General features: G+C 68.5%; 26 protein-coding genes. 14 read left to right on the top strand and 12 right to left on the bottom strand.

Annotation, left to right across the window (positions count from 1 at the left end; all coding sequences use genetic code 11):
• Positions 1 to 2: 2 nt before the first annotated feature.
• Entirely contained in the window at positions 3 to 626 is a 624-nt protein-coding gene (gene upp / locus ACZ6SF_RS20545; protein ID WP_466063770.1) for a uracil phosphoribosyltransferase, read from the bottom strand.
• A gap of 137 nt (positions 627 to 763) precedes the next feature.
• On the opposite strand from upp, the gene ACZ6SF_RS20550 reads away from it, so the two are divergent.
• From ACZ6SF_RS20550 to ACZ6SF_RS20580, 7 genes are all read left to right on the top strand, one after another.
• A complete protein-coding gene (locus ACZ6SF_RS20550) occupies positions 764 to 1,093 on the top strand; it encodes a type VII secretion target (protein WP_466063771.1) in 330 nt (109 codons plus the stop codon).
• A gap of 3 nt (positions 1,094 to 1,096) precedes the next feature.
• On the top strand, positions 1,097 to 2,200 hold the full coding sequence (locus ACZ6SF_RS20555; protein WP_466063772.1) for an NlpC/P60 family protein: 1,104 nt from the start codon (positions 1,097 to 1,099) through the stop codon (positions 2,198 to 2,200).
• A gap of 63 nt (positions 2,201 to 2,263) precedes the next feature.
• Positions 2,264 to 2,614: a hypothetical protein gene (locus ACZ6SF_RS20560; RefSeq protein ID WP_466063773.1), complete on the top strand. Its 351-nt coding sequence runs from the start codon at positions 2,264 to 2,266 to the stop codon at positions 2,612 to 2,614.
• 58 nt (positions 2,615 to 2,672) lie between these two features.
• The gene (locus ACZ6SF_RS20565) at positions 2,673 to 3,020 is read left to right on the top strand and encodes a YbaB/EbfC family nucleoid-associated protein (RefSeq protein WP_466063774.1); all 348 of its coding nucleotides are present in this window, start codon (positions 2,673 to 2,675) and stop codon (positions 3,018 to 3,020) included.
• 92 nt (positions 3,021 to 3,112) lie between these two features.
• Positions 3,113 to 4,375: a primosomal protein gene (locus ACZ6SF_RS20570; protein WP_466063775.1), complete on the top strand. Its 1,263-nt coding sequence runs from the start codon at positions 3,113 to 3,115 to the stop codon at positions 4,373 to 4,375.
• Between the two features lie 208 nt (positions 4,376 to 4,583).
• A complete protein-coding gene (locus tag ACZ6SF_RS20575; RefSeq protein ID WP_357422221.1) occupies positions 4,584 to 4,772 on the top strand; it encodes a type II toxin-antitoxin system VapB family antitoxin in 189 nt (62 codons plus the stop codon).
• Between the two features lie 90 nt (positions 4,773 to 4,862).
• Positions 4,863 to 5,546, top strand: a complete 684-nt coding sequence (locus ACZ6SF_RS20580) for a JAB domain-containing protein (RefSeq protein ID WP_466063776.1) — start codon at positions 4,863 to 4,865, stop codon at positions 5,544 to 5,546.
• A 7-nt stretch (positions 5,547 to 5,553) separates the two neighbouring features.
• Here ACZ6SF_RS20580 and ACZ6SF_RS20585 read toward each other — a convergent pair whose 3' ends face one another.
• From ACZ6SF_RS20585 to ACZ6SF_RS20620, 8 genes are all read right to left on the bottom strand, one after another.
• A complete protein-coding gene (locus ACZ6SF_RS20585; protein ID WP_466064078.1) occupies positions 5,554 to 6,459 on the bottom strand; it encodes a metal ABC transporter permease in 906 nt (301 codons plus the stop codon).
• Between the two features lie 5 nt (positions 6,460 to 6,464).
• Entirely contained in the window at positions 6,465 to 7,199 is a 735-nt protein-coding gene (locus ACZ6SF_RS20590) for a metal ABC transporter ATP-binding protein (protein ID WP_466063777.1), read from the bottom strand.
• Positions 7,196 to 8,095, bottom strand: coding sequence for a metal ABC transporter substrate-binding protein (locus ACZ6SF_RS20595; protein ID WP_466063778.1), 900 nt, complete (start codon positions 8,093 to 8,095; stop codon positions 7,196 to 7,198). Before ACZ6SF_RS20595 ends, ACZ6SF_RS20590 begins: the two co-directional genes overlap by 4 nt.
• A gap of 158 nt (positions 8,096 to 8,253) precedes the next feature.
• The gene (locus tag ACZ6SF_RS20600; protein ID WP_450000777.1) at positions 8,254 to 9,027 is read right to left on the bottom strand and encodes a succinate dehydrogenase iron-sulfur subunit; all 774 of its coding nucleotides are present in this window, start codon (positions 9,025 to 9,027) and stop codon (positions 8,254 to 8,256) included.
• The gene (sdhA, locus tag ACZ6SF_RS20605; protein ID WP_450000778.1) at positions 9,027 to 10,826 is read right to left on the bottom strand and encodes a succinate dehydrogenase flavoprotein subunit; all 1,800 of its coding nucleotides are present in this window, start codon (positions 10,824 to 10,826) and stop codon (positions 9,027 to 9,029) included. Before sdhA ends, ACZ6SF_RS20600 begins: the two co-directional genes overlap by 1 nt.
• 16 nt (positions 10,827 to 10,842) lie before the next feature.
• Positions 10,843 to 11,274: a succinate dehydrogenase hydrophobic membrane anchor subunit gene (locus tag ACZ6SF_RS20610; RefSeq protein ID WP_466063779.1), complete on the bottom strand. Its 432-nt coding sequence runs from the start codon at positions 11,272 to 11,274 to the stop codon at positions 10,843 to 10,845.
• Positions 11,275 to 11,277: 3 nt separating this feature from the next.
• Positions 11,278 to 11,676, bottom strand: coding sequence for a succinate dehydrogenase, cytochrome b556 subunit (sdhC, locus tag ACZ6SF_RS20615; RefSeq protein ID WP_466063780.1), 399 nt, complete (start codon positions 11,674 to 11,676; stop codon positions 11,278 to 11,280).
• Positions 11,677 to 12,244: 568 nt separating this feature from the next.
• A complete protein-coding gene (locus ACZ6SF_RS20620; protein WP_466063781.1) occupies positions 12,245 to 12,505 on the bottom strand; it encodes a hypothetical protein in 261 nt (86 codons plus the stop codon).
• A gap of 168 nt (positions 12,506 to 12,673) precedes the next feature.
• Here ACZ6SF_RS20620 and ACZ6SF_RS20625 point away from each other — a divergent pair, with 168 nt between their 5' ends.
• From ACZ6SF_RS20625 to ACZ6SF_RS20645, 5 genes are all read left to right on the top strand, one after another.
• Positions 12,674 to 13,090 (top strand): cytidine deaminase, encoded by a 417-nt coding sequence (locus tag ACZ6SF_RS20625; RefSeq protein WP_466063782.1) that lies wholly within the window; start codon positions 12,674 to 12,676, stop codon positions 13,088 to 13,090.
• 103 nt (positions 13,091 to 13,193) lie between these two features.
• On the top strand, positions 13,194 to 14,195 hold the full coding sequence (locus ACZ6SF_RS20630) for an LLM class flavin-dependent oxidoreductase (protein ID WP_466063783.1): 1,002 nt from the start codon (positions 13,194 to 13,196) through the stop codon (positions 14,193 to 14,195).
• Between the two features lie 70 nt (positions 14,196 to 14,265).
• A complete protein-coding gene (locus ACZ6SF_RS20635) occupies positions 14,266 to 15,570 on the top strand; it encodes a thymidine phosphorylase (protein ID WP_466063784.1) in 1,305 nt (434 codons plus the stop codon).
• Between the two features lie 172 nt (positions 15,571 to 15,742).
• A complete protein-coding gene (locus ACZ6SF_RS20640) occupies positions 15,743 to 16,840 on the top strand; it encodes an adenosine deaminase (protein WP_466063785.1) in 1,098 nt (365 codons plus the stop codon).
• 120 nt (positions 16,841 to 16,960) lie between these two features.
• Positions 16,961 to 18,271 (top strand): D-alanyl-D-alanine carboxypeptidase family protein, encoded by a 1,311-nt coding sequence (locus ACZ6SF_RS20645; protein WP_466063786.1) that lies wholly within the window; start codon positions 16,961 to 16,963, stop codon positions 18,269 to 18,271.
• Positions 18,272 to 18,316: 45 nt separating this feature from the next.
• On the opposite strand, the gene yhjD is transcribed toward ACZ6SF_RS20645, so the two are convergent.
• Genes yhjD through ACZ6SF_RS20660 form a run of 3 tightly spaced genes read right to left on the bottom strand, consistent with a single transcriptional unit; the run spans position 18,317 to position 21,387 of the window.
• Positions 18,317 to 19,345, bottom strand: a complete 1,029-nt coding sequence (gene yhjD, locus ACZ6SF_RS20650; protein ID WP_466063787.1) for an inner membrane protein YhjD — start codon at positions 19,343 to 19,345, stop codon at positions 18,317 to 18,319.
• Positions 19,346 to 19,391: 46 nt separating this feature from the next.
• The gene (gene trpS / locus ACZ6SF_RS20655; protein ID WP_466063788.1) at positions 19,392 to 20,426 is read right to left on the bottom strand and encodes a tryptophan--tRNA ligase; all 1,035 of its coding nucleotides are present in this window, start codon (positions 20,424 to 20,426) and stop codon (positions 19,392 to 19,394) included.
• A 22-nt stretch (positions 20,427 to 20,448) separates the two neighbouring features.
• Positions 20,449 to 21,387 (bottom strand): oxygenase MpaB family protein, encoded by a 939-nt coding sequence (locus ACZ6SF_RS20660; protein WP_466063789.1) that lies wholly within the window; start codon positions 21,385 to 21,387, stop codon positions 20,449 to 20,451.
• Positions 21,388 to 21,623: 236 nt separating this feature from the next.
• Between ACZ6SF_RS20660 and ACZ6SF_RS20665 the strand changes: the two genes are divergently transcribed.
• Positions 21,624 to 22,559, top strand: a complete 936-nt coding sequence (locus ACZ6SF_RS20665; RefSeq protein WP_466063790.1) for an alpha/beta fold hydrolase — start codon at positions 21,624 to 21,626, stop codon at positions 22,557 to 22,559.
• Between the two features lie 145 nt (positions 22,560 to 22,704).
• On the top strand, positions 22,705 to 23,340 hold the full coding sequence (locus ACZ6SF_RS20670) for a TetR/AcrR family transcriptional regulator (protein ID WP_466063791.1): 636 nt from the start codon (positions 22,705 to 22,707) through the stop codon (positions 23,338 to 23,340).
• Position 23,341: the final 1 nt, after the last annotated feature.

Genomic DNA, 23,341 nt, shown 5'->3' on the forward strand with positions numbered 1-23,341 from the left:
TTTCACCGCGGCCCGAACTGGCGGTCCCCGGCGTCGCCGAGCCCGGGCACGATGAACGCGTCGTCGTTGAGCCGGTCGTCGATCACCGCCGTCACCAGGCGCACCGGGAAGCCCGAGCCCGCCAGTGCCGCGATCCCCTCGGGCGCCGAGACCACGCACACCGCGGTGATATCGGTGGCATCGCGCTGCGCCAGCAGGTCCAAGGTGTGCAGCATGGATCCGCCGGTGGCCAGCATCGGGTCCAGCACCATCACCGGGGTCGTGGAGAGGTCGTCGGGCAGCGATTCCAGATAGGGCACGGGCAGATGCGTCCGTTCGTCGCGCGCGACGCCGACGAAGCCCACCTGCGATTCGGGCACCAGATCGGTCGCCGCGTCCACCATGCCGAGCCCGGCCCGCAGCACCGGGACGAGCAACGGCGGACGGGCCAGCCGGGCGCCCCGGGTGGCCGCGACCGGGGTGACGATATCCACGTGCTCCACCGGCGCGTCCCGCAGCGCCTCGTAGACCAGGAGCCTGGAGAGATCGCGCAGCGCCGCCCGGAAGGCGGGATCGGGGGTTCGTTCGTCGCGGAGCGTGGTCAGCAGGATCGCCACGAGCGGATGATCCAGGGTGTGCGTACGCATGACGAAACGATAAGGTCGAGCACACCGGCACCGCTGTCTCGGCGAGGATTTCCGCGCGTGGCGAATTTCGCGGAACCACGCGGGAAGCCGGTGCGTCGAAACCGGTAGATGACATACTCTGCCCGTTAACGAAGTCGATGGGGGAACCTCTGATGGTGAACATCTCGGCCGATGCCGACGGTATAGCGGCCTACGGCGCGACGACCGGGATCATGTCCGGCGAACTGGCGGCGGCGGGGGCCGGCGCGACGGGGGCCGCCCCGGCGATCCTGGGCCCGATCTTCGGCCTGGTCGGTGGTGACTTCCTGGCCGCCTACGCCGCCGCCCACGCGGGGCATGTCGCGACGATCGGCCAGCTGTCCGCGGTACTGGGCACGATGAGCGGCGCGGCGGGCGTGGCCGCGGTCAGCTACGCCGAGGCCGATTCCGGTAACGCCGCCGCGCTGCGCGCCACCGCCGGGGAGTAACCGGTGATCGATATCAACGCGCTGGCCAAGCCGATCTTCGATCTGCTCTCCAGTTTCGGAACCGGAGTGCTGTCCACCGGCGGGCCCGGAGACGCGCTGCGTACCGCCTCCACCGCGATCGAGCAGGTCCATACGCTGGGCCGCAGCGGTATCAACCAGATGAACACCGCATGGGACGGCACCGGCGCCGACGCGGCCACCTCCAAGGCCCTGCGTGTGCAGACCACGGCCGCCACCATCTCCGACCGCGGCAACGAGATGGCCACCGTGATGGGCCAGGCCGCCGCGCATGTCGAAACCGGGAACAAGGATCTCACCGCCATCGCGCAGTCCTTCGTGAACACCGCGACCGCCGCGGCGCCCACGCTGGGCACCCCGGCCGGGCTCTCGCTGCTGGTCGGCTCGGCGATCGATCATCTCGGCCAGGCGCTGGGCGTGGTGGGCCGGGTACAGGGCGAACTACAGACCCAGACCGCCTCGATGAACGAACTCACCCCGCCGCCGACCACGCCGTCGGCCGCGAACACCGCACCGGTCGGTACGCAGGCGCTGTCGACGGTGTCGTCCGGTCTGAGCAGTGTGGCCGGGGTCGCCGGCAATCTGATGAGCACCGCCATGGCGAGCCCGGGCGGTTCCACCACCACTACCACGACGAGCGCGGGTACCCCGAGCAAGACCACCACCTCCACCGGCCAGACCGCCGAGGGCGAGGGTGTGAAGATCACCCTGCCCGACGGCAGTGTGGTGGAGGCCCCGAACGAGAAGGCGGCCACCGCGGTCAAGGCGGCGCTCGGCACGGTCGGGACGCCGTACGTCTGGGGCGGCAACACCCCGGGCGCCGGGCTGGACTGCAGCGGAATGACCAAATACGCCTACGGCGAGGCCGGGGTGGAGTTGCCGCGGCTCGCCCACGAACAGGCCAACGGCGCCACACCGGTGTCGGCGGGTGATCTCATGCCGGGTGACCTGGCGGTCTGGGATGGTCACGTGGCCATGGTGATCGGTAACGGGCAGTTGGTCGAGGCCGGTGACCCGGTGCAGGTCGGCTCCATCCGCACCGAGAACAGCGGCATGGAGTTCTACGGGTTCTACCGGCCCACCGAATGAGCCGCCCGCGGTCGCTGACGCGGTGACCAGGGCGGATATCCGATCACGACGAGTGGACAGCACATGAGCGAGCAGCAGATTCCCGAGGTGCCCAACGTCACGGTGGCGGGTAGCCGCAACCGTGCCGGCACCCTGTCGGTGCGCGCCACCGACCAGGGAATGCCGGTGGAGATCACCTTCGAGCGCAGCGAATACCGTTACGGCGCACAGGCTCTCGCCGACGAGATCCTGCGCCTGACCCGCCGGTCGACCATCGCGGCCAAGGCCAAGCGGCGAGAACTCCTGGCGGAGAACGGTATGCCGGCCGACATCCTGGACCAGCTGGGCCTGCCGACACGGCAGCAGGCGGTGGACGAACTGGATCGGATGGACGACGACGACACCGGCCCGACGAGTTGGATGCGCCCGGTATGAGCGACCGTCGCGCGCCACGCGCCGACGGACGGCCGCCGGGACCTGAGAGGGAAGCAGTATGAGCGCGGAAATGGATGCCCTGGTCGCCGGGGCCACACAGAAACTCGAGGCACTCGAAGCGGCGCTGTACGGGCTCAAACAGGTCCGCGGCCGCTTCACCACCGAGGACGAGCTGGTCTCGGTGGAGGTCGACAGCGACGGGGCCCTGGTGGGGCTGCGGCTCGGCGAGGGCGTCACCTCGCTGCCGCCGGCCGAAACCGCGCAGCTCATCATCTGGGCCGGCCGGCAGGCCGCCGAGGACGCGGGCAATCAGCGTTCGGGGGTTATTGCCGCACTGAACGAATCGTTCCCGCCCGCGGCGGAGGAGGCGCCGAAGGCGTCCGGGAGCGCACCGGGCGGCGCCTGAACGCAGCGGCCGCCGAGCGTGGTGCCGGTCATGTCACAGTCGTCGCGGACTGCGGATGGCCTTCGCCAACAGCGCCCGATAGGCTTCCGCACATGGCTTCTGGAGACATCGTCCCGATCGAGCTCGGTCTGACCGACGGCGATCTCGTCACCCTGTGGGCACCGCGCTGGCGTGACGGTGACGACGAGTGGGAAGCGTTCCTAGGACACGAGGATGCCCTGTACGGCTTCGAATCAGTGGCCGAACTGGCAGCCTTCATCCGGACCGATTCCGATAACGATCTGGTCGACCATCCGGCATGGAAGGTCGTCGCGGGTCTCTCGCCGGCCGAACTCGAACCGGAGGACAACTACTCGTTCGACCTGGTCGGAGTGCCGGAGCTGGCCGCCGGCGAACCGGACGTGGACACCATCGCCGAGCTCGAAGACACCTTGGCCATGGTGCGCAATATCGGCGAGGTCTGCGAGCTGGACGCGGTGACGAAGTTCTTCGGCTCGCACCCCGCGCTCGGCGCGCTGGCCGGCGGTACCCATATGTTCGCCGGTCGCGAGGGCCTGGAGCTGTGGGACCGGATCGGCGCCGCGGTCGCCAAGAGCTGGGACGATGTGCTGGATGCCATCGATTCGGTGGTCAAGGTTCCGGATGTGGACGCCGAAGCCGTCGCGCTGGCCGAAGCCGAGTTGCTGGCCGCCGAGGAGAACGAGGTGGACGCCGACGATGCGGCCGATACCGACGACGACAGCGATTTCGAACCGGTCGACCTCGACGAGGACGACGACGACGAGGACGAGGACGACGACGAGGAGCTGACCTTCTGGGAGGAGGTCGGCATCGACCCCGTCAAGATCGTCACCGGCGACGGCGAATACTTCACGCTGCGCTGCTATCTGGACGACGAGCCGATCTTCCTCGGGGCCCGCAAGAACATCTCGGTATTCGGCAGCGAACGGGCCCTCGCCCGGTACCTGGCCGACGATCACGAGCACGATCTGGCTCAGATCAGCACCTTCGCCGAGGTGCAGACCGCCGCGGTCGACGGTTCGCTGGAGGTCGAGGTCACCGACGAGAACGTCTACGTACTGCCCGGCCTGGCCGACGATCTCGCCGAGGGCCCGCGCGCGGTCGACAGCGAACAACTCGATCTGGTCCTCGAACTGTTCACCGACGCCGCCGACTACGCCGACGACGACGCCGTCGAACAGGCGCTGGCGAAATCCACCCCCCTCGGCTGGTACATCTCCTACCTGCTGAACCCCGACCCGACCCGGATGGCCCCCAATCCGCCCTTCGACGCCGAGGCCAAGGCCTGGCGCGAACTGGAACGTAATTTCGAGTCCCGCCTGACCGCGCGCTGACACCCGGCCCGCCGGGTGGCGGACACGCCGGTCGGCGGCCGCGCCAGGTCTCGATGTGGACACACGACGGCCATTTCGTCGTCAAACCGGCATCGACTGGGCAAACTGTCTGGCCAGCGGCGTTGTCGTTGCGCAGCCGCGGCCGGGCGCGATCCGGGCCGGGGACGACGCGCCGCCGCACCATGGGCGGTTGTACAAAGGAGGACGCATGCCGACAGTGCGGATCGATCTGGATCAAGACCTGCTGGCGGCCGCCGGCGCCATCATGGGTACGGCGACGAGCAAGGCGACGATCCACGAGGCGCTGCGCCGCATCGTGGTCCACGAGCGGCAGCTACGGCATTTCGAGCGGCTCGCCGCATCGGCCCTGAATCGCCCCCCGCAACCCGCCACCTGAGCACCCGGACAGCAACCCGCGCCCGGCTCGCCGCCGACCTGTCGGTCCCCACTGGCATGATCCGGAGGCACGGATGCCGGAGGGGGAATCATGCCGGGAACGATCACCGATCTACCCGAATCGCAACGTCCGCGGGAGCGGCTGTGCGCACTCGGTCCGCAGGCGCTCAACGACGGTGAACTGCTGGCCCTGCTCCTGGGTCAGGGCCGGCGCGGGGAAAGCGCGGTCGACCTGGCATTCGCGCTGCTCGCGGAGTTCGGCGGGGTGGCCGGTCTGGCGTCGGCGCGGCCCGAGGAGCTGGCCCGGCGCCCCGGTATCGGCACGGCCAAGGCCGCGGCCATCAGCGCCGCCTTCCAGCTCGCCGCCCGGGCTCGCAACGGTTCCCAGGGCCTGCCGGTCCTGGCGCGGGCCGAAGATGTGGCGCGCGCGGCCGCGCCCCTTTTCGCGGGCGCGCGAGTGGAGCGGTTACTGGTTCTGATCTGCGATTCCCGCAACCGGCCGCGGCAGCGGGTGTTCGTGGCCGAGGGGGCGATAGACGAGGTCGCGGTCCCGGTCCGGGAGATCCTGAACACGGTGCTCCGCCACGACGGCCGCGCCTTCGCGCTGGCGCACAACCACCCCTCCGGTGATCCGACCCCGAGCCTCGACGACCGGCGGGTCAGCAGCCTGCTGGCCGCGGCGGCGGGCACGGTCGGATTGCGGTTCCTCGACCACGTGGTGATCGCGGGTGAGGACTGGCGCCGCGCGGCGCCCTTCGAGGAAACGGACCCGTAGGCCGGGTTCAGTACACCGGTGGGGCGGCCTCGTCGAGCGGCTGTCCGGCGGCGTCGGCGCGCAACCGGCGGCGGGCGGCCAGCCGGGCGCCGATCAGGCCCTGCCGCGGCGCGAACAGGTAGACGGCGGTGAACACCGCGCCCTGGGCCAGCACGATGGTCGCACCGGGCGCGGTATCGGCGTAGTAGCTCACATACAGCCCGACCACCGCGCAGCAGCCCGAGAGCGTCGGTGCCAGCACCAGCATCCGGCCGAATCGTTCCGTGAGCAGGTACGCGGTGGCCCCGGGAATGATGAGCATGGCCACCACCAGGATCACCCCGACCGCCTGCAGGGCCACCACCGACGTCAGGGCGAGCAGGCCGAGCAGTGCCGCACCCAGCACGCGGGGATTCAGGCCCAGGGCGTAGGCGTGGGTGGGGTCGAACGCGTACAGCGTGAAATCGCGGCGCTTGAGCACCAGCGCCCCGAAGACCACCGCGGCCAGCACCGCGATCTGCACCAGTTCCTCCTGGCTCACGCCGAGGAGATTGCCGAAGATGATGTGGTTGAGATCGGTATCGCTGGGTGTCACCGAGATGAGTACCAGGCCGAAGGCGAACAGGGTGGTGAACACGATGCCGATCGCGGCGTCCTCTTTGATCCGGCTGGTATCGCGGACCAGCCCGATCAGGCCGACGGCCAGGAATCCGAAGATCACCGCGCCGACGGCGAAGGGCACTCCCGCGATATAGGCCAGTACCACCCCGGGCAGGACCGCGTGCGAGACCGCGTCACCCATCAGCGACCAGCCCACCAGCACCAGCCAGCAGGACAGCAGCCCGCAGACGACGGCCGCGACGATACTCGCGGTCAGCGCCCGCACCATGAACGCGTAACGCAGCGGTTCGAGGAAGAATTCGAGCAGGTCCATCGCGGTCACCGCTGCTCGGTGACATCGAGCCCGAAGGCCAGCGCGAGGTTCTCCGGCCGCAGGGCTTCGTCGGGACTGCCGTGCACGAGGACCCGGCGCATCAACAGCACCGCTTCGTCGGCCAGACCGGGCAGCGCGTGCAGATCGTGGGTGGAGATGAGAACCGTGGCTCCGTCGGCGGCGAGACCGCGCAGCAACGCGGTGATCGTCGCCTCGGACCGTTTGTCGACACCGGCGAACGGTTCGTCCAGCAGTAGTATCCGCGCGCCCTGGGCGATCCCGCGCGCGACGAACGCGCGTTTGCGCTGACCACCGGACAACCGGCCGATCTGCCGGTCCGCCAGTTCGGTGAGTTCGACCCGTTCCAGCGCGTCGTCGACCGCGGCCCGGTCGGTGCGGCCGGCCCGGCGGGTGAACCCCATCCGCCCGTAGCGCCCCATGGTCACCACATCGCGCACCGACAGCGGGAACGACCAGTCGACGGCCTCGCTCTGCGGGACGTAGCCGAGCAGTCCGGACCGGCGGGCCGCGAGCGGTTTGACGCCACCCACACGGACCGTGCCGCGGGCGGGGGTGACCATACCCATCAGGGTTTTGAACAGGGTCGATTTACCGGACCCGTTCATCCCGATCAGCGCGCACACCCGGCCCGGGTCCAGGGTCAGCTCGACCCGGTCCAGCGCTTGGACCTCTCCGTAGTAGACGGAGACACCGTCCACCTCGATCGCGGGGACTGTCATGGCCTGCTCCCGGTGAGTGCGGCGGCGATCGTCTCGGCGTCGTGCCGGACGAGATCCAGATAGGTCGGCACCGGACCGTCGGCGGCGGACAGCGAATCCACGTACAGCACGCCGCCGAACCGCGCGCCGGTGGCCTCCACCACCCGCTGCATGGGGGCGTCGGAAACGGTGGACTCGCAGAACACCGCGGGTACCTCGTGGTCGCGGACGTATTCGATCACCCGGGTGATCTGTTGCGGAGTCGCCTGCCGCTCGGCGTTGACCGGCCAGATATAGGCCTCCGACAGCCCGGCGTCGCGGGCCAGATAGGAGAACGCGCCCTCGCAGGTCACCAGTGCCCGCTGGCGGCGCGGCAGTTCGCGCAGGGCGCCGACCAGTTCGTCGTGCACCTGCTGCAGGCGGAGTTTGTACCGCGCCGCGTTATCCCGGAACGCGGCTTCGTGTTCGGGCGCCATCCGGATGAAGGCGGTGACCATGTTGTCCACGTAGGTCTGCACATTCAACGGCGACATCCAGGCATGCGGATTCGGTTTACCCGCGTACGCGTCGGAGGTGATCGGCACCGGTGCGACCCCGTCGCTCACCGTGACGCGTTCGGCGTCCAGATCGGCCACGAACTGGTCGAACCAGGCTTCCAGGTTCATTCCGTTGTCCAGGATGAGATCGGCCTTGGCGGCGCGTTTCACATCTCCGGGGGTCGGCTCGTACCCGTGGATCTCGGAGCCGGGCTTGGTGAGCGATTCGACCCGCAGGTGTTCACCCGCCACATTGCGGGCGATATCGGCCAGCACGGTGAAGGTCGTGAGTACCACCGGTTCGCCGGTACGCGGGAGATGGAACGACGCGCACCCGGCGGCGAGCACTCCGGTCGTGAGAACAGCGGCGATCCTGGCCATCACACGCACTCCGAACCACCGCCTTCCGCTGAGGGAAATGCTAAGTTCGGGAACCCGAATAATCAACTTCGTGTGAGGGAAAACAAGTGTGCTACCGGGCGAACAGCACCGCCCCCGGCACCGTGCGGTACCGGGGGCGGTGTGGAAAACGGGTGTGATCAGCGCGCGAACAGCAGGGCGCGCTTGACCTCCTGAATGGCCTTGGTGACCTCGATACCGCGCGGGCAGGCATCGGTGCAGTTGAAGGTGGTGCGGCAACGCCACACCCCGTCGACCTCGTTGAGGATGTCGAGGCGCTCGCGGGCGGCCTCGTCACGGCTGTCGAAGATGAAGCGGTGCGCGTTCACGATCGCGGCCGGGCCGAAGTAGCTGCCGTCGGTCCAGTACACGGGGCAGGACGTGGTGCAGCAGGCACACAGGATGCATTTGGTGGTGTCGTCGAACCGGGCGCGGTCGGCCTGGCTCTGGATCCGCTCGTAGGTCGGCTCGTTACCGGAGGTGATCAGATACGGCTTCACCGCCCGGAACGCGTCGAAGAACGGTTCCATATCCACGACCAGGTCCTTCTCGACCGGCAGACCGCGAATGGGTTCGACGGTGATGGTGACCGGTTTGCCGTTCTTCGGCAGCATGTCCTTCATCAGGACCTTGCAGGCCAGCCGGTTGACCCCGTTGATCCGCATCGCGTCGGACCCGCACACCCCGTGCGCGCAGGAGCGCCGGAAGGTGAGGGTTCCGTCCAGGTAGGACTTGATGTAGATGAGGATGTTCAGGAACCGGTCCGTCGAGAGGGCGGGCACCTGAAACGACTCCCAGCGCTGCCCCTGACCGTCCTCCGGGTTGAACCGCGCCACCTTGACGGTGATCATGGTCGAACCCTCGGGGACCGGCGCCGGGTTCGCGACCGTCGGATTCTCGGCTACAGCGGTCATCAGTACTTACGCTCCATCGGCTCGTAACGGGTCTGCACCACCGGCTTGAAGTCGAGGCGGATATCGGAGAGGAGATCCGCGCCCTCCTTGTAGGCCATCGTGTGCCGCATGAAGTTCACGTCGTCGCGGTCGGGGTAGTCCTCGCGCGCGTGCCCGCCACGCGACTCCTTGCGGTTGAGCGCCCCGACCACCGTGACTTCGGCCAGTTCCAGCAGGAAGCCCAGCTCCAGGGCCTCGAGCAGATCGCTGTTGTAGCGTTTGCCCTTGTCCTGCACCGTGATCCGGGCGTAGCGCTCCTTGAGCGCGTGGATATCGGTGAGGGCCTGCTTCAGGGTGTCCTCGGTGCGGAACACCGAGGCGTTGTTGTCCATCGACTTCTGCAGTTCGGTCCGGATATCGGCGACCCGCTCGTTGCCGTGGTCGGACAGGATCAGCGAGAGCCATTCCTGCACCATCTGAGAGGGGTTCTCCGGCATATCGACGAATTCGGCGCGATGCGCGTATTCCGCGGCGGCGATACCGGCGCGCCGGCCGAAGACGTTGATATCGAGCAGCGAATTGGTGCCGAGGCGGTTCGCGCCGTGCACCGAGACGCAGGCACATTCACCGGCGGCGTACAGGCCGGGGACGATATCGGTGTTGTTCTTCAGCACCTCGCCCTCGATCCGGGTGGGGATACCGCCCATGACGTAGTGGCAGGTGGGGAACACCGGCACCAGTTCCTTCACCGGGTCCACACCGAGATAGGTGCGGGCGAACTCGGTGATATCGGGCAGCTTCTCCTCGAGCACGTCCTCGCCGAGGTGGGTCACGTCGATGTAGACGTAGTCCTTGTTCGGCCCGGCGCCGCGGCCTTCGAGCACCTCGAGCACCATCGAACGGGCGACGATATCGCGCGGTGCGAGGTCCTTGATGGTGGGCGCGTAGCGTTCCATGAACCGCTCGCCGTCCACATTGCGCAGGATGCCGCCCTCACCGCGGACCGCCTCGGAGATGAGGATGCCCAGCCCGGCCAGGCCCGTCGGATGGAACTGATGGAATTCCATATCCTCGAGCGGCAGGCCCTTGCGGAACACGATCGCCATACCGTCGCCGGTGAGCGTATGCGCGTTGGAGGTGGTCTTGTACATCCGGCCGGAACCGCCGGTGGCGAAGACGATCGACTTCGCGTGGAAGACGTGCAGTTCACCGGTGGCCAGTTCGTAGGCGACCACACCGGTGGCGACCTGACCGCGATCGGTATCGGTCAGCACCAGGTCCAGCACGTAGAACTCGTTGTAGAACTCGACGTCGTGCTTGACGCAGTTCTGGTAGAGCGTCTGCAGGATCATATGACCGGTGCGGTCGGCGGCGTAGCACGCGCGGCGCACCGGGGCCTTGCCGTGGTCGCGGGTGTGCCCGCCGAACCGGCGCTGGTCGATCTTGCCCTCGGGCGTGCGGTTGAACGGCAGGCCCATCTTCTCCAGGTCGAGCACCGCGTCGATGGCCTCTTTGGCCATGATCTCCGCCGCGTCCTGGTCGACCAGGTAGTCACCACCCTTGACCGTGTCGAAGGTGTGCCACTCCCAGTTGTCCTCTTCGACGTTGGCCAGGGCCGCGCACATACCGCCCTGGGCCGCGCCGGTGTGGCTGCGGGTCGGATACAGCTTGGTCAGCACCGCGGTCCGTGCCCGCGGGCCCGCCTCGATGGCCGCCCGCATACCCGCGCCACCGGCGCCGACGATCACGACGTCGTAGCGGTGCTCCTGAACGGGTCGGGACTCAACGACGTCGCTGGTTCGTTCGCTGCTCTCACTCATGCGAGGGGGCCCGTTCCTAACTGATGTTGGGGTCGAAGGTGAAGATGACGTAGGTGCCCACGCCCATGATCAGGATCATCGACAGCACCAGCAGGGTGTTCAGCCAGAAGCGGGTCGAATCCTTGCGGGAGTAGTCCGCGATGACCGTGCGCAGGCCGTTGCCGCCGTGCAGCTGCGCCAGCCACAGCATGGTCAGGTCCCAGATCTGCCAGAACGGGCTGGACCAGCGGCCGGCGACGAAGGCGAAGTTGAGCCGTTTCACGCCGCCGTCGAGCAGCAGCATGATCGCCATATGGCCGAGCACCAGGACGATCAGCGCGAGGCCGGAGAACCGCATGAACAGCCAGGCGTTCTTCTCGAAGTTGCCGCCGGTGCGGGCCCGGGGGGAACGCGGCAGGTCCAGGCTGGCCGGGCGATCGTGGGATTTACCGATAACAGGTGCAGACATGGCTCAGTGCTCCGTCAACAGTAGGTAGAACATGCGGCCGATCGAAGGCACCACGAGCACGACCAGCAGGCCGAGGATGCCCCACAGCATCTGCTTCTGATAGCGCGGGCCCTTGGACCAGAAGTCGACCAGGATCACTCGCACACCGTTGAGCGCGTGGAACAGCACGCAGAAGACCAGGCCCATCTCCATGAGCGCGACGATCGGGGTCTTGTAGATCGCGATCGCGTCGTCGTACATTTCGGGACTCACCCGCACGAGGGCGGTGTCCAGGACGTGCACGAACAGGAAGAAGAAGACCGTCACACCGGTGATCCGGTGCAGGGCCCAGGACCACATGCCGGGGTCGCCTCGGTACAGCGTTTTGCGCTTCGGCTGAGCCGGAGCTTCTATCGTGGTCATAGAGTTCGGTGCCTCCAACATCGTTGATGGACCCGGTCACAGATCCCGGCACCGGTGTGGAAGGGGCCGGTTATTCGGTGGCGGGTCATCCCGCGGCCGACAGGGCCGACTGCCGGGGCCGCTGTCGAGGGGTTCGCCGCCGCCGAACCTGAACCGATCTGTTCTGGACTCTAATCCTCTGACAATCGGGGAACTAATTCGGCTTACCGCGCGTTGCGCCCAGATCACACAGGTTAGGTTTACCTTTGTAGGGCCGGACGGGGGTTGTGCGGCGGGTTCGCCGCGCCCTCGTTCACCCATTCATAGAACTTGTTCGTAGCCCGCATTTCTTCCACAAACCATTGGTGTGCAGCGGGTTTCACATTCCCGGCCGGACGCGCGGCGAAGCGCCGCCATTTAAGGCGGGCGCCCGGCCTCTCAATGCCGAAGTCGCCATTGTGCGGGTCGGCAATGTGCAAAATGTCTCACCCGGAGGCCGGAAGTTACTCAAGAGTAGCCGAGAGATCGCCTCCGGAGGAAAGAGTTTCCGAGATTGCGATGAATTACCGCGCGGCCGCCCGCCACACCCTCACTCGTCTTCCGAGATGGCGTCGACCCGCAGCCGGACGGTCTCGTAGTTGAAGACGGTATCGACGGTATCGCCGGTCACCCGGCCGAGCAGAGCCTGGCTCGACAGGGCGCTCTGGGGATACCGGCCCACGGCCGGATCGGCTTCGTGGTCGGGCACGATCTGATACTCCATCCGGACCTCGACCTCGCCGTAGGCGTCGAGCTTGGACAGGAGCAGTTTCGAATACACCATCACGATGAGGAACTTCGAAAGCGTCATTCGGCACCTTCCTGGTGACCTGTGCCGGGCCGGGCGGCCTGGCAATCTACATATCTCCAGGTGGAAGGACATGTTTCACTTCAGCCTCCGGCGAGCGCGCACGACACGGCGCGGTAGGCCAAGCTGGAACCGGACCGAGACGAGCCGGGCACGACTGCGGGAGCGCCGATGAACGCTGCGGATACACCGACCGATATCGACTGGGACGGGCTGCGTGCCGCTGCCCGGGAAGCGATGCGGCGGGCCTACGCGCCCTACTCCGGCTTTCCGGTGGGCGCCGCCGGCTGGGACGGCCGGGTCGTGTCGACCGGCTGCAATGTGGAGAACGTCTCCTACGGACTCGGGCTGTGCGCCGAATGCGTGCTGGTCGGCAACCACCGGATGGCCGGCGGTGACCGCCTGGCAGCCGTCTCGGTCTGCGATTCCCGGGGCGAGATCCTGCTGCCGTGCGGACGCTGCCGCCAGGTGCTCTACGAGTTCGGCGGATCGGACCTCCTGATCGACCATCGCGACGGGCCCACCCCGCTGGGCCGGCTACTGGCCGACGCCTTCGGCCCCGACGATCTGGCCGCCGGGCGCGGCTGACGGCCCGGGCAGCGCCGACCACGCACCCCGCCGCCGGCGCACGATATCTGTGACCCGGTCCCCGCCCCGGAATCTCGGTGCGCTCCCACCCGTTGCTCCGGGTATGACAGTTCCCCTCTCCGTTCTCGATCTGGCCGCGGTCGCCGCCGACGGATCGCACAGCCAGGCACTCGCCGACACCCTGACCGTCGCCCGCGAAGCCGAGCGGCTGGGATACCACCGGTTCTGGGTGGCCGAGCACCACGGCATGCCGGGGATCGCGAGTTCGGCCCCGCCGGTGCTGATCGCCGCCGTGGCCGCGGCGACCGAACGGATCCGGGTCGGGTCGGGCGGGGTGATGCTGCCCAATCACGCCGCACTGGTGGTGGCCGAACAGTTCGGCACCCTGGTCGCGCTCTACGGCGACCGGATCGACCTCGGCCTGGGCCGCGCCGCCGGCACCGACCCACTGATCTCGGCCACCATCCGGCGCGGTGCCGCCGCCGAGGCCGTCGAGGATTTCCCGAAGCAGGTGGTGGAACTGCTCGCCTATTTCGGCACCATCCCGCCATTGCGCGGCGGGCAGGGCGACCGCATCCGGGCGATCCCGGGTGAGGGCGACCCGCCGGAGATGTGGCTGCTGGGGTCGAGCGATTTCAGCGCCCGGCTCGCGGCCATGATGGGGTTGCCGTTCGCCTTCGCCCACCATTTCGCGGGCGGGCGTACCACGCCGCTGGTCTTCGAGCTGTACCGCCGTGAATTCCGGCCCTCGGAGGTGCTGAGCGAACCGCGTTCGATGCTGGCGGTGGCCACGGTCGTCGCCGAGACCGCCGAGGAGGCGCGCCGCCGGACGCTACCGCAGAGCCTGGTCCAGCTGCGGATGCGTACCGGGCAGTTGCCGCAGCGCATCCCGACCCTCGCCGAGGCGGTGGAGTATCCGTGGTCGGACGCGGAGAACGCGTTCGTCGACGACCGCAACGCCGATCAGGCGGTGGGCACCCGCGAGCAGGTGCGGGACCGGCTGGACACCCTGGTGAAGGAGACCGGCGCCGACGAGATCATCGTCGCCCCCACCGGCCCGACCGTGGCCACCCGGCTCGAAACCCTGCGCGCCCTGCGGGAATGAGCGCCCGCGTGGATCCGGCTCCTGGGCCGGATCCACGGCCGCGCCACCGGCGCGCTGCGAGACTGGGGGCGTGACGGGACACGACGCGATATCCATCATCCGGGCCAAACGGGACGGCGCCGCGCTGTCCGACGAGCAGATCGATTGGGCCATCAACGCTTTCACTCACGGTGAGATGGCCGACGAGCAGATGTCGGCCCTGGCCATGGCGATCGTGCTGCGCGGGATGGACCGCCGCGAAACCGCCCGCTGGACGCACGCCATGATCGATTCCGGGCGCCGGCTGGATTTCACCGGCCTGCCCCGGCCCACCGTGGACAAACATTCCACCGGCGGCGTCGGTGACAAGATCACACTCCCGCTGGCGCCGCTGGTCGCCGCGTGCGGCGCCGCGGTTCCGCAATTGTCGGGACGCGGTCTCGGTTACACCGGCGGCACGCTGGACAAACTGGAATCGATACCCGGCTGGCGGGCCGATATCGGCGTCGACCGGATGCGCGAGATCCTCGCCGACCCCGCCGGGGGTGCGGTGATCTGCGCCGCGGGCGCCGACCTCGCGCCCGCCGACAAACGCCTCTACGCGCTGCGCGACACCACCGGCACCGTCGAATCGATACCGCTGATCGCGAGTTCGATCATGAGCAAGAAGATCGCCGCCGGGACCGCCGCGCTGGTGCTCGACGTGAAGGTCGGCTCGGGCGCGTTCATGCGAACCCGCGACGAGGCCCACGCGCTGGCCACCACCATGGTGGAACTGGGCACCGACGAAGGTGTCGCCACCGTCGCCCTGCTGACCGCGATGGACACTCCCCTGGGCCGCACCGCGGGCAACGCGCTCGAGGTCGGGGAAGCGGTGGAGGTGCTGGCCGGCGGTGGTCCGGCCGATATCGTCGAACTGACCCTGGCGCTGGCCCGCGAGATGGTCGCGCTGGCGGGTCTGGATGTCGACCCCGCCGACGCGCTCGCCGACGGACGGGCGATGGATCACTGGCGCACGATGATCCGCGCCCAGGGCGGCGACCCGGACGCGGCGCTGCCCGGCGCCGCCCACACCGAATACCTGCCCGCCCCGGCCACCGGTGTGCTGACCCGCCTGGACGCCCTGGCGGTAGGGATAGCCGCGTGGCGCCTGGGCGCGGGCCGGACCCGGCAGGGCGCCCCGGTGCAGGCCGGAGCGGGCGTGCGCCTGCTCGCCGTTCCGGGCGACCGGGTCACCGCCGGACAACCGCTGCTCGCGCTGCACACCGATACGCCGGAAACCATCGAGCGGGCCGTCCACGCGCTGGCGGAGGCGATCACCGTCGCCGACGGCGCCGACGAGCGGAGCGCCCGCGGGCCGCTCGTTCTCGAACGGGTCGCCGCGGACCGTGCCTGACCACGTCACATCCCGGCCCGGCTCATCCCGTTCCGCCGCCCGGCGACCGACCTGTCCGGGCGGCGACCACCGAACCGGAGCCCGGTGAACTCGAGATGAGCGGCGACCGAAGAGGCGCGAGGATTCGGGGCGTCCGGCCGACAGGCCGGAAAATCGGCGATACCGTCGGAACATGACCGGACCGATGCCGCTGGACCTCGCCTCGCTGCGCCGCGCCCCCAAGGCGCTGCTGCACGATCATCTCGACGGCGGTCTGCGGCCCGCCACGGTGCTCGAACTGGCCCGCGAATGCGGATACGACGCGTTACCCGCCCAGGACGCCGAAGCGCTGGCCCGCTGGTTCCGCGACGCCGCCGACAGCGGATCGCTGGAACGCTACCTGGAGACCTTCACCCACACCGTCGCCGTGATGCAGACTCCGGAGGGCCTGCGCCGGGTGGCCCGCGAATGCGTCGAGGACCTCGCCGACGACGGCGTCGTATACGCCGAAGTGCGCTTCGCGCCCGAACAGCACCTGGAACAGGACCTGACCCTCGACGAGGTGGTCGAACACGTGCTGGCCGGTTTCGCGGCCGGCGAGGCGGACGCCGCGGCGGCCGGGCGGCCCATCGTGGTCCGCTGCCTGCTCACCGCCATGCGGCACGCCGCCCGGTCGCGCGAGATCGCGGAACTGGCGGTGCGGTTCCGGGATCGCGGCGTGTGCGGGTTCGATATCGCCGGCGCCGAGGCCGGCTACCCGCCGTCGCGCCACCTCGACGCGTTCGAGTACATGCGGGTCAACAACGCGCATTTCACCATCCATGCGGGTGAGGCGTTCGGGTTGCCGTCCATTCAGGAGGCGCTGGCCTTCTGCGGCTGCGAGCGGCTGGGCCACGGCGTGCGGATCGTCGACGATATCGAGGTACCGGGTGCGATCGAGGAGGCCCGGCTGGGGCGGCTGGCCGGGTTCGTCCGCGACACCCGGGTCCCGCTGGAACTGTGCCCCTCGTCGAATGTGCAGACCGGCGCGGTGCCCTCGCTGGACAAACATCCGTTCGACCTGCTGGCCAGGCTGCGCTTCCGGGTCACGGTCAACACCGACAACCGGCTGATGAGCGATACCTCGATGAGCCGGGAGATGCTCAAACTGCACCAGGTGTTCGGGTACGGCTGGACCGATCTGGAGCGGTTCACGATCAACGCGATGAAATCCGCGTTCATCCCGTTCCCGGAGCGGCTGCGGATCATCGACGACATCATCAAACCCGGTTACGCGGTCCTGCTCGGCTGAGCTGTGTTTATCGGCGCCGCCTGCGGCGTCGCGGGGTTTGGCCCCCTTAGGCCGGGCCAAACCCTCCGCGGGTCTCGCTCAACTCGGCGCCGCGGCCGGGCACGTCTAGGCTCATCGTCGATGTTTATGAGGGAGCTCCACCAGCGCGCCGTCCGCCGTTTCGGCTCGGTGCTGACCGCCGCGGTATGTGCGGCCGGACCGATCACCGTATGCGGACCCGCGATCGCGCAGCCCCCACCACCCACGACCACCCCGTTCACCACCCCCGTCACCGATTCCTGCCCACAGCGCGACCGGCCGCCGGCCGCGATCGACGTCTCCGAGGTCCCCGCGCCCGGCGAACCCACCCCCACCGCGCTGCCCGTTCCGGATTCCCCGGTCGGCGGCAAACGCCTGGGCGAATGCGGTGTGGTCCTCCCGGCCGGCGCGCCCGCCGTGCCGCCGGATATCTCGGCGACCGCCTGGATGGTGTCGGATCTCGACACCGGCGCCGTCGTGGCCGCCAAGGATCCGCACGGTCGCTACCGGCCCGCCAGCACTATCAAGGTGCTGCTGGCGACCATCGCGTTGCGCACCCTGGACCTGGACACGGTCGTCGTCGGCACCCAGGCCGACGCCGATGTGGAGGGCACCCGGGTCGGGATCGGCCCGGGTGGCCGCTACAGCAACCGTCAACTGCTGCACGCGCTGGTGATGGCGTCGGGCAACGACGCCGCGCACGCGTTGGCGGCGCAGTTGGGCGGTGACGCGGCCACGGTCGCGAAGATGAACGATCTCGCCGCCTCGCTGCACGCCTACGACACTCGCGCGGCCACCCCGTCCGGTCTCGACGGACCCGGTATGAGCACCTCGGCCTACGATCTGTCGCTGCTGTTCCGCGAGGCCATGTCGATCCCACTGTTCGCGGAGATGATCCGCACCGAACAGTTCGACTTCCCCGGTTTTCCGCCGAATCCGGCCGTGCCCGGCGATCAGGATCATCCGGGTTTCCCGATCGCCAACGACAACGGTCTGCTCTACAACTATCCGGGCGCGCTGGGTGGTAAGACGGGGTTCACCGACGATGCGCGGCAGACCTTCGTGGCGGGCGCAGAACGCGGCGGACGCCGCCTGGCCGTGACCCTGTTGCAGGCCGACGTACTGCCGATCCGCCCGTGGGAGCAGGCGGCTCGGTTGCTCGACTACGGATTCGCGCTCGGACCCGGTGCCCAGATCGGCGAAATCCCTGGTGACCGAGCCGAATCCGAGGATGGGGACGCGGTACTGGCACTGCCTCCCCAGGAGGGCGCCCAGAACGCCATCGCCTATTCGGCCCAGCCGCGCGCAGCGGGCGGTTTCGACGACCTGTGGATGATGCTGATGGTCGGCGGTCTGATCCTGGTGCCGATAATGCTGGTGGGGATGTGGCATATCCGCACCCGAAAACGCTGACCCGGCCCGGCCGGTCACCCGGGGCACGCCGCCCGTTCTGCCGATTCAGCGGCGGCGCCGCCGGATCCGGGACAAACCGGCAGCGGTGAGTGCCCCCGCTCCGAACAGCGCGGCCGATTTCCCCAGCGACGGCCGTCCGGTGTCCTGGATCCGCGGGCTGATCACCGCGGGGCCGGGCAGCGGGGCCGGCGCGAGTTGTTCGTTCTCGCGCGCGGTGGCCGCCCAGGCAGTGGCGAAGAGAATGATCCGGTACACCACGTAGCTGAACACCATGATGCCGATGATCGAACCGAACGCCGCCCCCGCCGGACTGCTCAGCACCGACCGCAGATAGATCCCGGCGAGGTTCTTGAAGATCTCGAATCCCACCGCCGCCAGCACCGCCGCCCGCAGCGCGCTGCGCAGTGTCACCGGCTCGCGGGGCAGGCGGGCGATAATCCAGGCGAACAACGCCCAGGACGCCACCATCGCCAGCCCCGTGGACAGCAACCACAGCAGCCACCGCGACCCGGGCATGTCCTGCAGCCCGACGAGTTCGAGCAATCGCACTCCGAGCCGGCTCGACGCCAGAACCGACAGCCCCAGCGACAGTGCCAGCGCCAGGAACAGACCGAAAAGCGCGCCCAGATCCGACAGTTTGTTGCGGAACCAGTTCGAGTCGTCGGATTTCTGCTCCCACTGCTCGGTCAGCGCTGCGCGCAGGTTCGCCATCCAGCCCAGCCCCGAATACAACCCGGTGAGCAGGCCCAGGACACCGACCGCGCCGCGTGAGCCGATCGCCTGGTCGATCAGATCGTTGAGCTGATCACCCATCTCACCGGGAATGTTCTCGACGACACTGGTGCGCAGTTCGTCGAGCAGATCGGCATTACCCGCGAGCACGAAACCCGCGATGGCGAAGGCGATCATCAGCAGCGGGAACAGGGACAGCACCGTGAAATAGGTGATACCCGCCGCGTAGTGGTCCCCGCGCTGGTTCTGGTATCTGCCGACGGCGCGTACCAGATGATCGAGCCAGGGCCGCCGCCCGATCGTCCGCGTGACCTTGTCCTTGACCGTGTCGATCACCTGCACTGTCAGCGCCCCTCGCTCGCCCCGCGCATCGAGGCCGGACCGGAGCTCAGCGGGTGAGGAACCCGACCCGGTCGTAGACCTGTGCGAGGGTGTTGCCGGCGATCTCGCGCGCACGCTCGGCCCCGGTGGCGAGAATGCGATCGAGTTCACCCTGATCCGCCATGTACTCTTCCACTTTCGCACGAAGTGGCGTGACAAATCCGGTCAGTGCGTCGGCGACGTCGGCTTTCAGATCGCCGTACCCGCGACCGGCGTAGTCCTTCTCCAGCGTCACGATCGGGGTCTCGGTGAGCGCGGACAGGATCACCAGCAGATTGCTGACCCCCGGTTTCGCCTCCACGTCGTAGCGGATCTCGCGTTCGGTGTCGGTGACCGCCGAGCGCACCTTCTTCGCCGTCACCTTGGGGTCGTCGAGAAGGTTGATCAGGCCCGCGTCCGAACTGGCGGACTTGCTCATCTTGGCAGTGGGATCCTGCAGGTCGTAGATCTTGGCGGTGCCCTTGACGATATGGGCCTCCGGCACCACGAAGGTCTTCTTGAACCGGGTGTTGAACCGCTGGGCGAGATTGCGGGTGAGCTCGAGATGCTGACGCTGGTCCTCGCCCACCGGCACCTGATGCGGCCGGTAGAGCAGGATATCGGCGGCCATCAGCACCGGATAGGTGAACAGGCCGACGGTGGTGTTGTCGGCGCCCTGTTTCACCGATTTGTCCTTGAACTGCGTCATCCGGCTCGCCTCGCCGAACCCGGTGATGCAGTTCAGCACCCAGGTCAGCTCGGCGTGCTCGGGCACCTGGGACTGTACGAACAGGGTCGAGCGCTGCGGGTCGATACCGAGGGCGAGCAGCTGCGCGGCCGCGGCACGGGTGCGCTTGCGCAGTTCCTTGGGATCCTGCGACACCGTGATGGCGTGCATATTCGGGATGAAGTACAGCGCGTCGTAGTCGTCCTGCATGGTGACCCAGTACTGCAGGGCGCCGAGGTAGTTCCCGAGGTGGAACGAATCGCTCGTGGGCTGGATACCCGAGAGCACTCGCTGTTTACGCTCCCCGGCGGCCGGGGTCGGAGCAGGACTGGACATACACCCGATCTTCGCACGCGGATCAAGCCGAATTGCGCTCCACCCAGGTACGCGGATCCACCCCGGGCATACTGCGCTTACCGTCACGCGCCAACCGCTGCTCCTGTTTCGTGATCAGCCGGTACACCGGCGCGCTGGGCCCGTTGAGCGCCGTTTTCACCGGGCGCGGAACCAGGAACGGGGGCACACTGTGCGCGTTGCGCACCGACCGCGCCAGCCCGCGGTAGGCGATCTCGTCGGTCCGTTTCCAGTCGACCCCGTACATTCCCCGGATCCGCGACGGGAGACTCCCCTGCACGAGCAGGTAGTACGCCGCGCTCACCTGCTGGGCGGGCGGACGCTGCGGATAGGCCACCGTATGGCCGGACAGATAGTTGCCGACGATGCGCGCCTCATCGGTCAAGAACAGCTCGTCGGAGGCCAGGTAGGCGTCGAAGTACGCGCGGAACGCCGGATAGTCCGCGGGCGCGGCCTCCCGGGGCATCCCGAACAGTTCGCCCCAGCGCACATAGTCCTGGTACAGATCCTCGCGCTCGCCGTCGCTCAGCCGCCGCACCAGCAGGTCGTACATGACCTCGGCCGATTCGAAGGTGAACGCCATGGTCATGAAGCTCAGGTGCGGGTCGTAGGCGGAATAGGACGAACCGGCCGGATGGCGGGCGCCCGCGTCCTCGGGCAGCCGGCCCACGACCTTCGCGTGCTTCTTACCGGTGAACTCCAGCGCCCGGTCGGCTTCCTCGCGGGTTCCGAAGAACACCGCCTCGAAGAGCTTGCCCGTGAGCGCCAGCCGGGTGTAGGGCGTGTCCCGATGCGCGGTCGATTCGGCGGTCCCGACGTACAGCAGCGGATTCACCGCCCCGATGACCAGGGCGCGCAGCCCGTAGGTCAGTCCGACCGCGCGTTTGCGCATGACCCGCCGGATCATCGAGTCGTCGGCGAAGTATCCGGTATCCGCGGCCATCTCAGCCTCCTGGTTCGGCTCCCCATCGAGCACTGCGCCTGCGCGCATCTGGCAATAGCATCCTCCAGTTTCCGGATTCTGGCAAGATCAACCACCACATTCGATTCGGCGGCGCCGGCCCCCTGCCGCCACCAGCGGCTTCGGCACCGTCGGCATGAACCGGCTCACACGGCATCACATCGGCGGACGCCCGCTCGTCCATAAGGCATCGGTCCCGCTGATCAGAAAGTCGTGTCGTGAAAGCCAACCTCCTGTCCCGCCCGGCGGGCGCAATAGCCGCCCTGTCGGTCACCCTCGCCGCCCTCCTGACCCCCGCGGCGAACGCGCAGCCGCCGGCCTCGTCCTATCGATCGCACTATCTGGAACAGGTCGAGTCGCGGTATGTGGACACCGGCCTCGCCCGCTTCCACTACACCCGCACCGGGACGGGCCCGCCCGTGGTGCTCGTCGCCGGGGGCGGGTTGTGGGGGTACTCGTGGCGCGATGTCGTGCCCGCGCTCGCCGCCGAGCACACCGTCTACGCGGTCGACCTGCCGAGTCAGGGTTACACCGACGTGCACGACGCCGGTTTCGCCTATGACCTACCGGCCATGTCGCGAGCCCTGGCCACCTTCCTCGACGCCGTCGGCCTGGACCGCACCGCCCTGGTCGGGCACTCGTGGGGCGGCGCCTGGAGCCTCCACTTCGCCGAACAGCATCCCGGCCGGGTCGAACGCCTGGTCCTGCTCGACTCCCCCGGCCTCGACGCCGAAAAAGCGCCCGTCACACCACTGTTCACCACACCCGTCCTCGGCGAGCTGGCCACGACCCTGACCGACCGGGCCTTCTACGCCGAAAGCATCCGCGGCACCTTCCACAACCGGCATCTCGTCACCGACGAGGTGATCGACGAGTTCTACGCGCCGTACTCCCGGCCGGCGAATCGTGCCGGTTTCCTGTCGCTGTGGCGGAACACCGATTACCGGCTCACCGACGCCGGGCTGGGGCGGGTCTCGGCGCCCACACTCGTGGTGTGGGGAGCCGAGGACACCTGGCTCCCGGCGTCCCAGGCCGGCCGCCTGGCCGCGCGGATCCCGAATGCCACGGCGACCACGGTCCCCGGCTGTGGACATACCGTGCACGAGGACTGCCCCGCACAGATCAACCCCCTGCTCACCGGCTTCCTCCACTGAACGCCGGCGACGGGTATCGCCCACGGGAACGAGACCGGTCATATGCGCGCCGGCGACCGCTGAGCAGCGCGGCTCCACCCGGGCTGCCTGCCTCCCGGCTCGCCCCGGGTGCGGTCCCGGGCCGCCGACCCGCCATGATCTAGAGATGGCAGCGCAGCGCACCTATGGCGGGTTGTCCGCGGAGGAACGGCGAGCCCAGCGACGATCCGCGCTCCTCGACGCGGCACTGGAGATCATCGGCACCCAGGGTCTGGACAAGCTGACCGTCACCGGGATGTGCGGCGAGGCGGGCCTCAACGAACGCTACTACTACGAGAGCTTCACCGGCCGCGACGATGTGCTGACCACCCTGATCGACGGAATCGCCGAAGAGTTGGTCCTGGCGATCGCCGGCGCCCTGCAGGGCGCCGGCGACGATTCCCGCGCCAAGGCGCGGGCCGCCATCGCCGGCGGAATCCACCTGCTCACCGACGATCCCCGCAAGACCGAGGTCACCATGGTCGCGGCCATGGCCACACCCGCGCTCCGGGCACGCACCACCGAAACCATCCGGGCCTTCGCCCGTCTGGTGGCCAGTGAGGGTATCGAGTTCTACGGCGTCGACGGACCCGCGCCCGATCCGGTGGTCGACTTCCGCGCCACGTACCTGGTGGGCGGGCTGGTCCAGACCCTCACCGGCTGGGTCCGCGGGGACCTGCCGATCTCCCGCGACACCCTGATCGACTACACCACCGATGTCTTCGTACTCCTGGGCGAGGATTTCGCCCGGAACAAGGGCTGAA

The sequence above is a fragment of the Nocardia sp. NPDC049935 genome, assembly GCF_055586645.1.

Excerpts from the sequence above, each read along its gene's own strand:
- ACZ6SF_RS20670 (WP_466063791.1), top strand. The coding sequence starts at position 22,705 with ATGGCAGCGCAGCGCACCTATGGCGGGTTGTCCGCGGAGGAACGGCGA.
- ACZ6SF_RS20625 (WP_466063782.1), top strand. The coding sequence starts at position 12,674 with ATGAACGCTGCGGATACACCGACCGATATCGACTGGGACGGGCTGCGT.
- ACZ6SF_RS20660 (WP_466063789.1), bottom strand. The coding sequence starts at position 21,387 with ATGGCCGCGGATACCGGATACTTCGCCGACGACTCGATGATCCGGCGG.
- ACZ6SF_RS20570 (WP_466063775.1), top strand. The coding sequence starts at position 3,113 with ATGGCTTCTGGAGACATCGTCCCGATCGAGCTCGGTCTGACCGACGGC.
- sdhA (WP_450000778.1), bottom strand. The coding sequence starts at position 10,826 with ATGAGTGAGAGCAGCGAACGAACCAGCGACGTCGTTGAGTCCCGACCC.
- ACZ6SF_RS20585 (WP_466064078.1), bottom strand. The coding sequence starts at position 6,459 with ATGGACCTGCTCGAATTCTTCCTCGAACCGCTGCGTTACGCGTTCATG.
- ACZ6SF_RS20565 (WP_466063774.1), top strand. The coding sequence starts at position 2,673 with ATGAGCGCGGAAATGGATGCCCTGGTCGCCGGGGCCACACAGAAACTC.
- ACZ6SF_RS20560 (WP_466063773.1), top strand. The coding sequence starts at position 2,264 with ATGAGCGAGCAGCAGATTCCCGAGGTGCCCAACGTCACGGTGGCGGGT.
- trpS (WP_466063788.1), bottom strand. The coding sequence starts at position 20,426 with ATGTCCAGTCCTGCTCCGACCCCGGCCGCCGGGGAGCGTAAACAGCGA.
- ACZ6SF_RS20640 (WP_466063785.1), top strand. The coding sequence starts at position 15,743 with ATGACCGGACCGATGCCGCTGGACCTCGCCTCGCTGCGCCGCGCCCCC.
- ACZ6SF_RS20610 (WP_466063779.1), bottom strand. The coding sequence starts at position 11,274 with ATGTCTGCACCTGTTATCGGTAAATCCCACGATCGCCCGGCCAGCCTG.
- sdhC (WP_466063780.1), bottom strand. The coding sequence starts at position 11,676 with ATGACCACGATAGAAGCTCCGGCTCAGCCGAAGCGCAAAACGCTGTAC.
- ACZ6SF_RS20590 (WP_466063777.1), bottom strand. The coding sequence starts at position 7,199 with ATGACAGTCCCCGCGATCGAGGTGGACGGTGTCTCCGTCTACTACGGA.
- ACZ6SF_RS20620 (WP_466063781.1), bottom strand. The coding sequence starts at position 12,505 with ATGACGCTTTCGAAGTTCCTCATCGTGATGGTGTATTCGAAACTGCTC.
- ACZ6SF_RS20595 (WP_466063778.1), bottom strand. The coding sequence starts at position 8,095 with ATGGCCAGGATCGCCGCTGTTCTCACGACCGGAGTGCTCGCCGCCGGG.
- upp (WP_466063770.1), bottom strand. The coding sequence starts at position 626 with ATGCGTACGCACACCCTGGATCATCCGCTCGTGGCGATCCTGCTGACC.
- ACZ6SF_RS20575 (WP_357422221.1), top strand. The coding sequence starts at position 4,584 with ATGCCGACAGTGCGGATCGATCTGGATCAAGACCTGCTGGCGGCCGCC.
- ACZ6SF_RS20550 (WP_466063771.1), top strand. The coding sequence starts at position 764 with ATGGGGGAACCTCTGATGGTGAACATCTCGGCCGATGCCGACGGTATA.
- ACZ6SF_RS20580 (WP_466063776.1), top strand. The coding sequence starts at position 4,863 with ATGCCGGGAACGATCACCGATCTACCCGAATCGCAACGTCCGCGGGAG.
- ACZ6SF_RS20630 (WP_466063783.1), top strand. The coding sequence starts at position 13,194 with ATGACAGTTCCCCTCTCCGTTCTCGATCTGGCCGCGGTCGCCGCCGAC.
- ACZ6SF_RS20600 (WP_450000777.1), bottom strand. The coding sequence starts at position 9,027 with ATGACCGCTGTAGCCGAGAATCCGACGGTCGCGAACCCGGCGCCGGTC.
- ACZ6SF_RS20645 (WP_466063786.1), top strand. The coding sequence starts at position 16,961 with ATGTTTATGAGGGAGCTCCACCAGCGCGCCGTCCGCCGTTTCGGCTCG.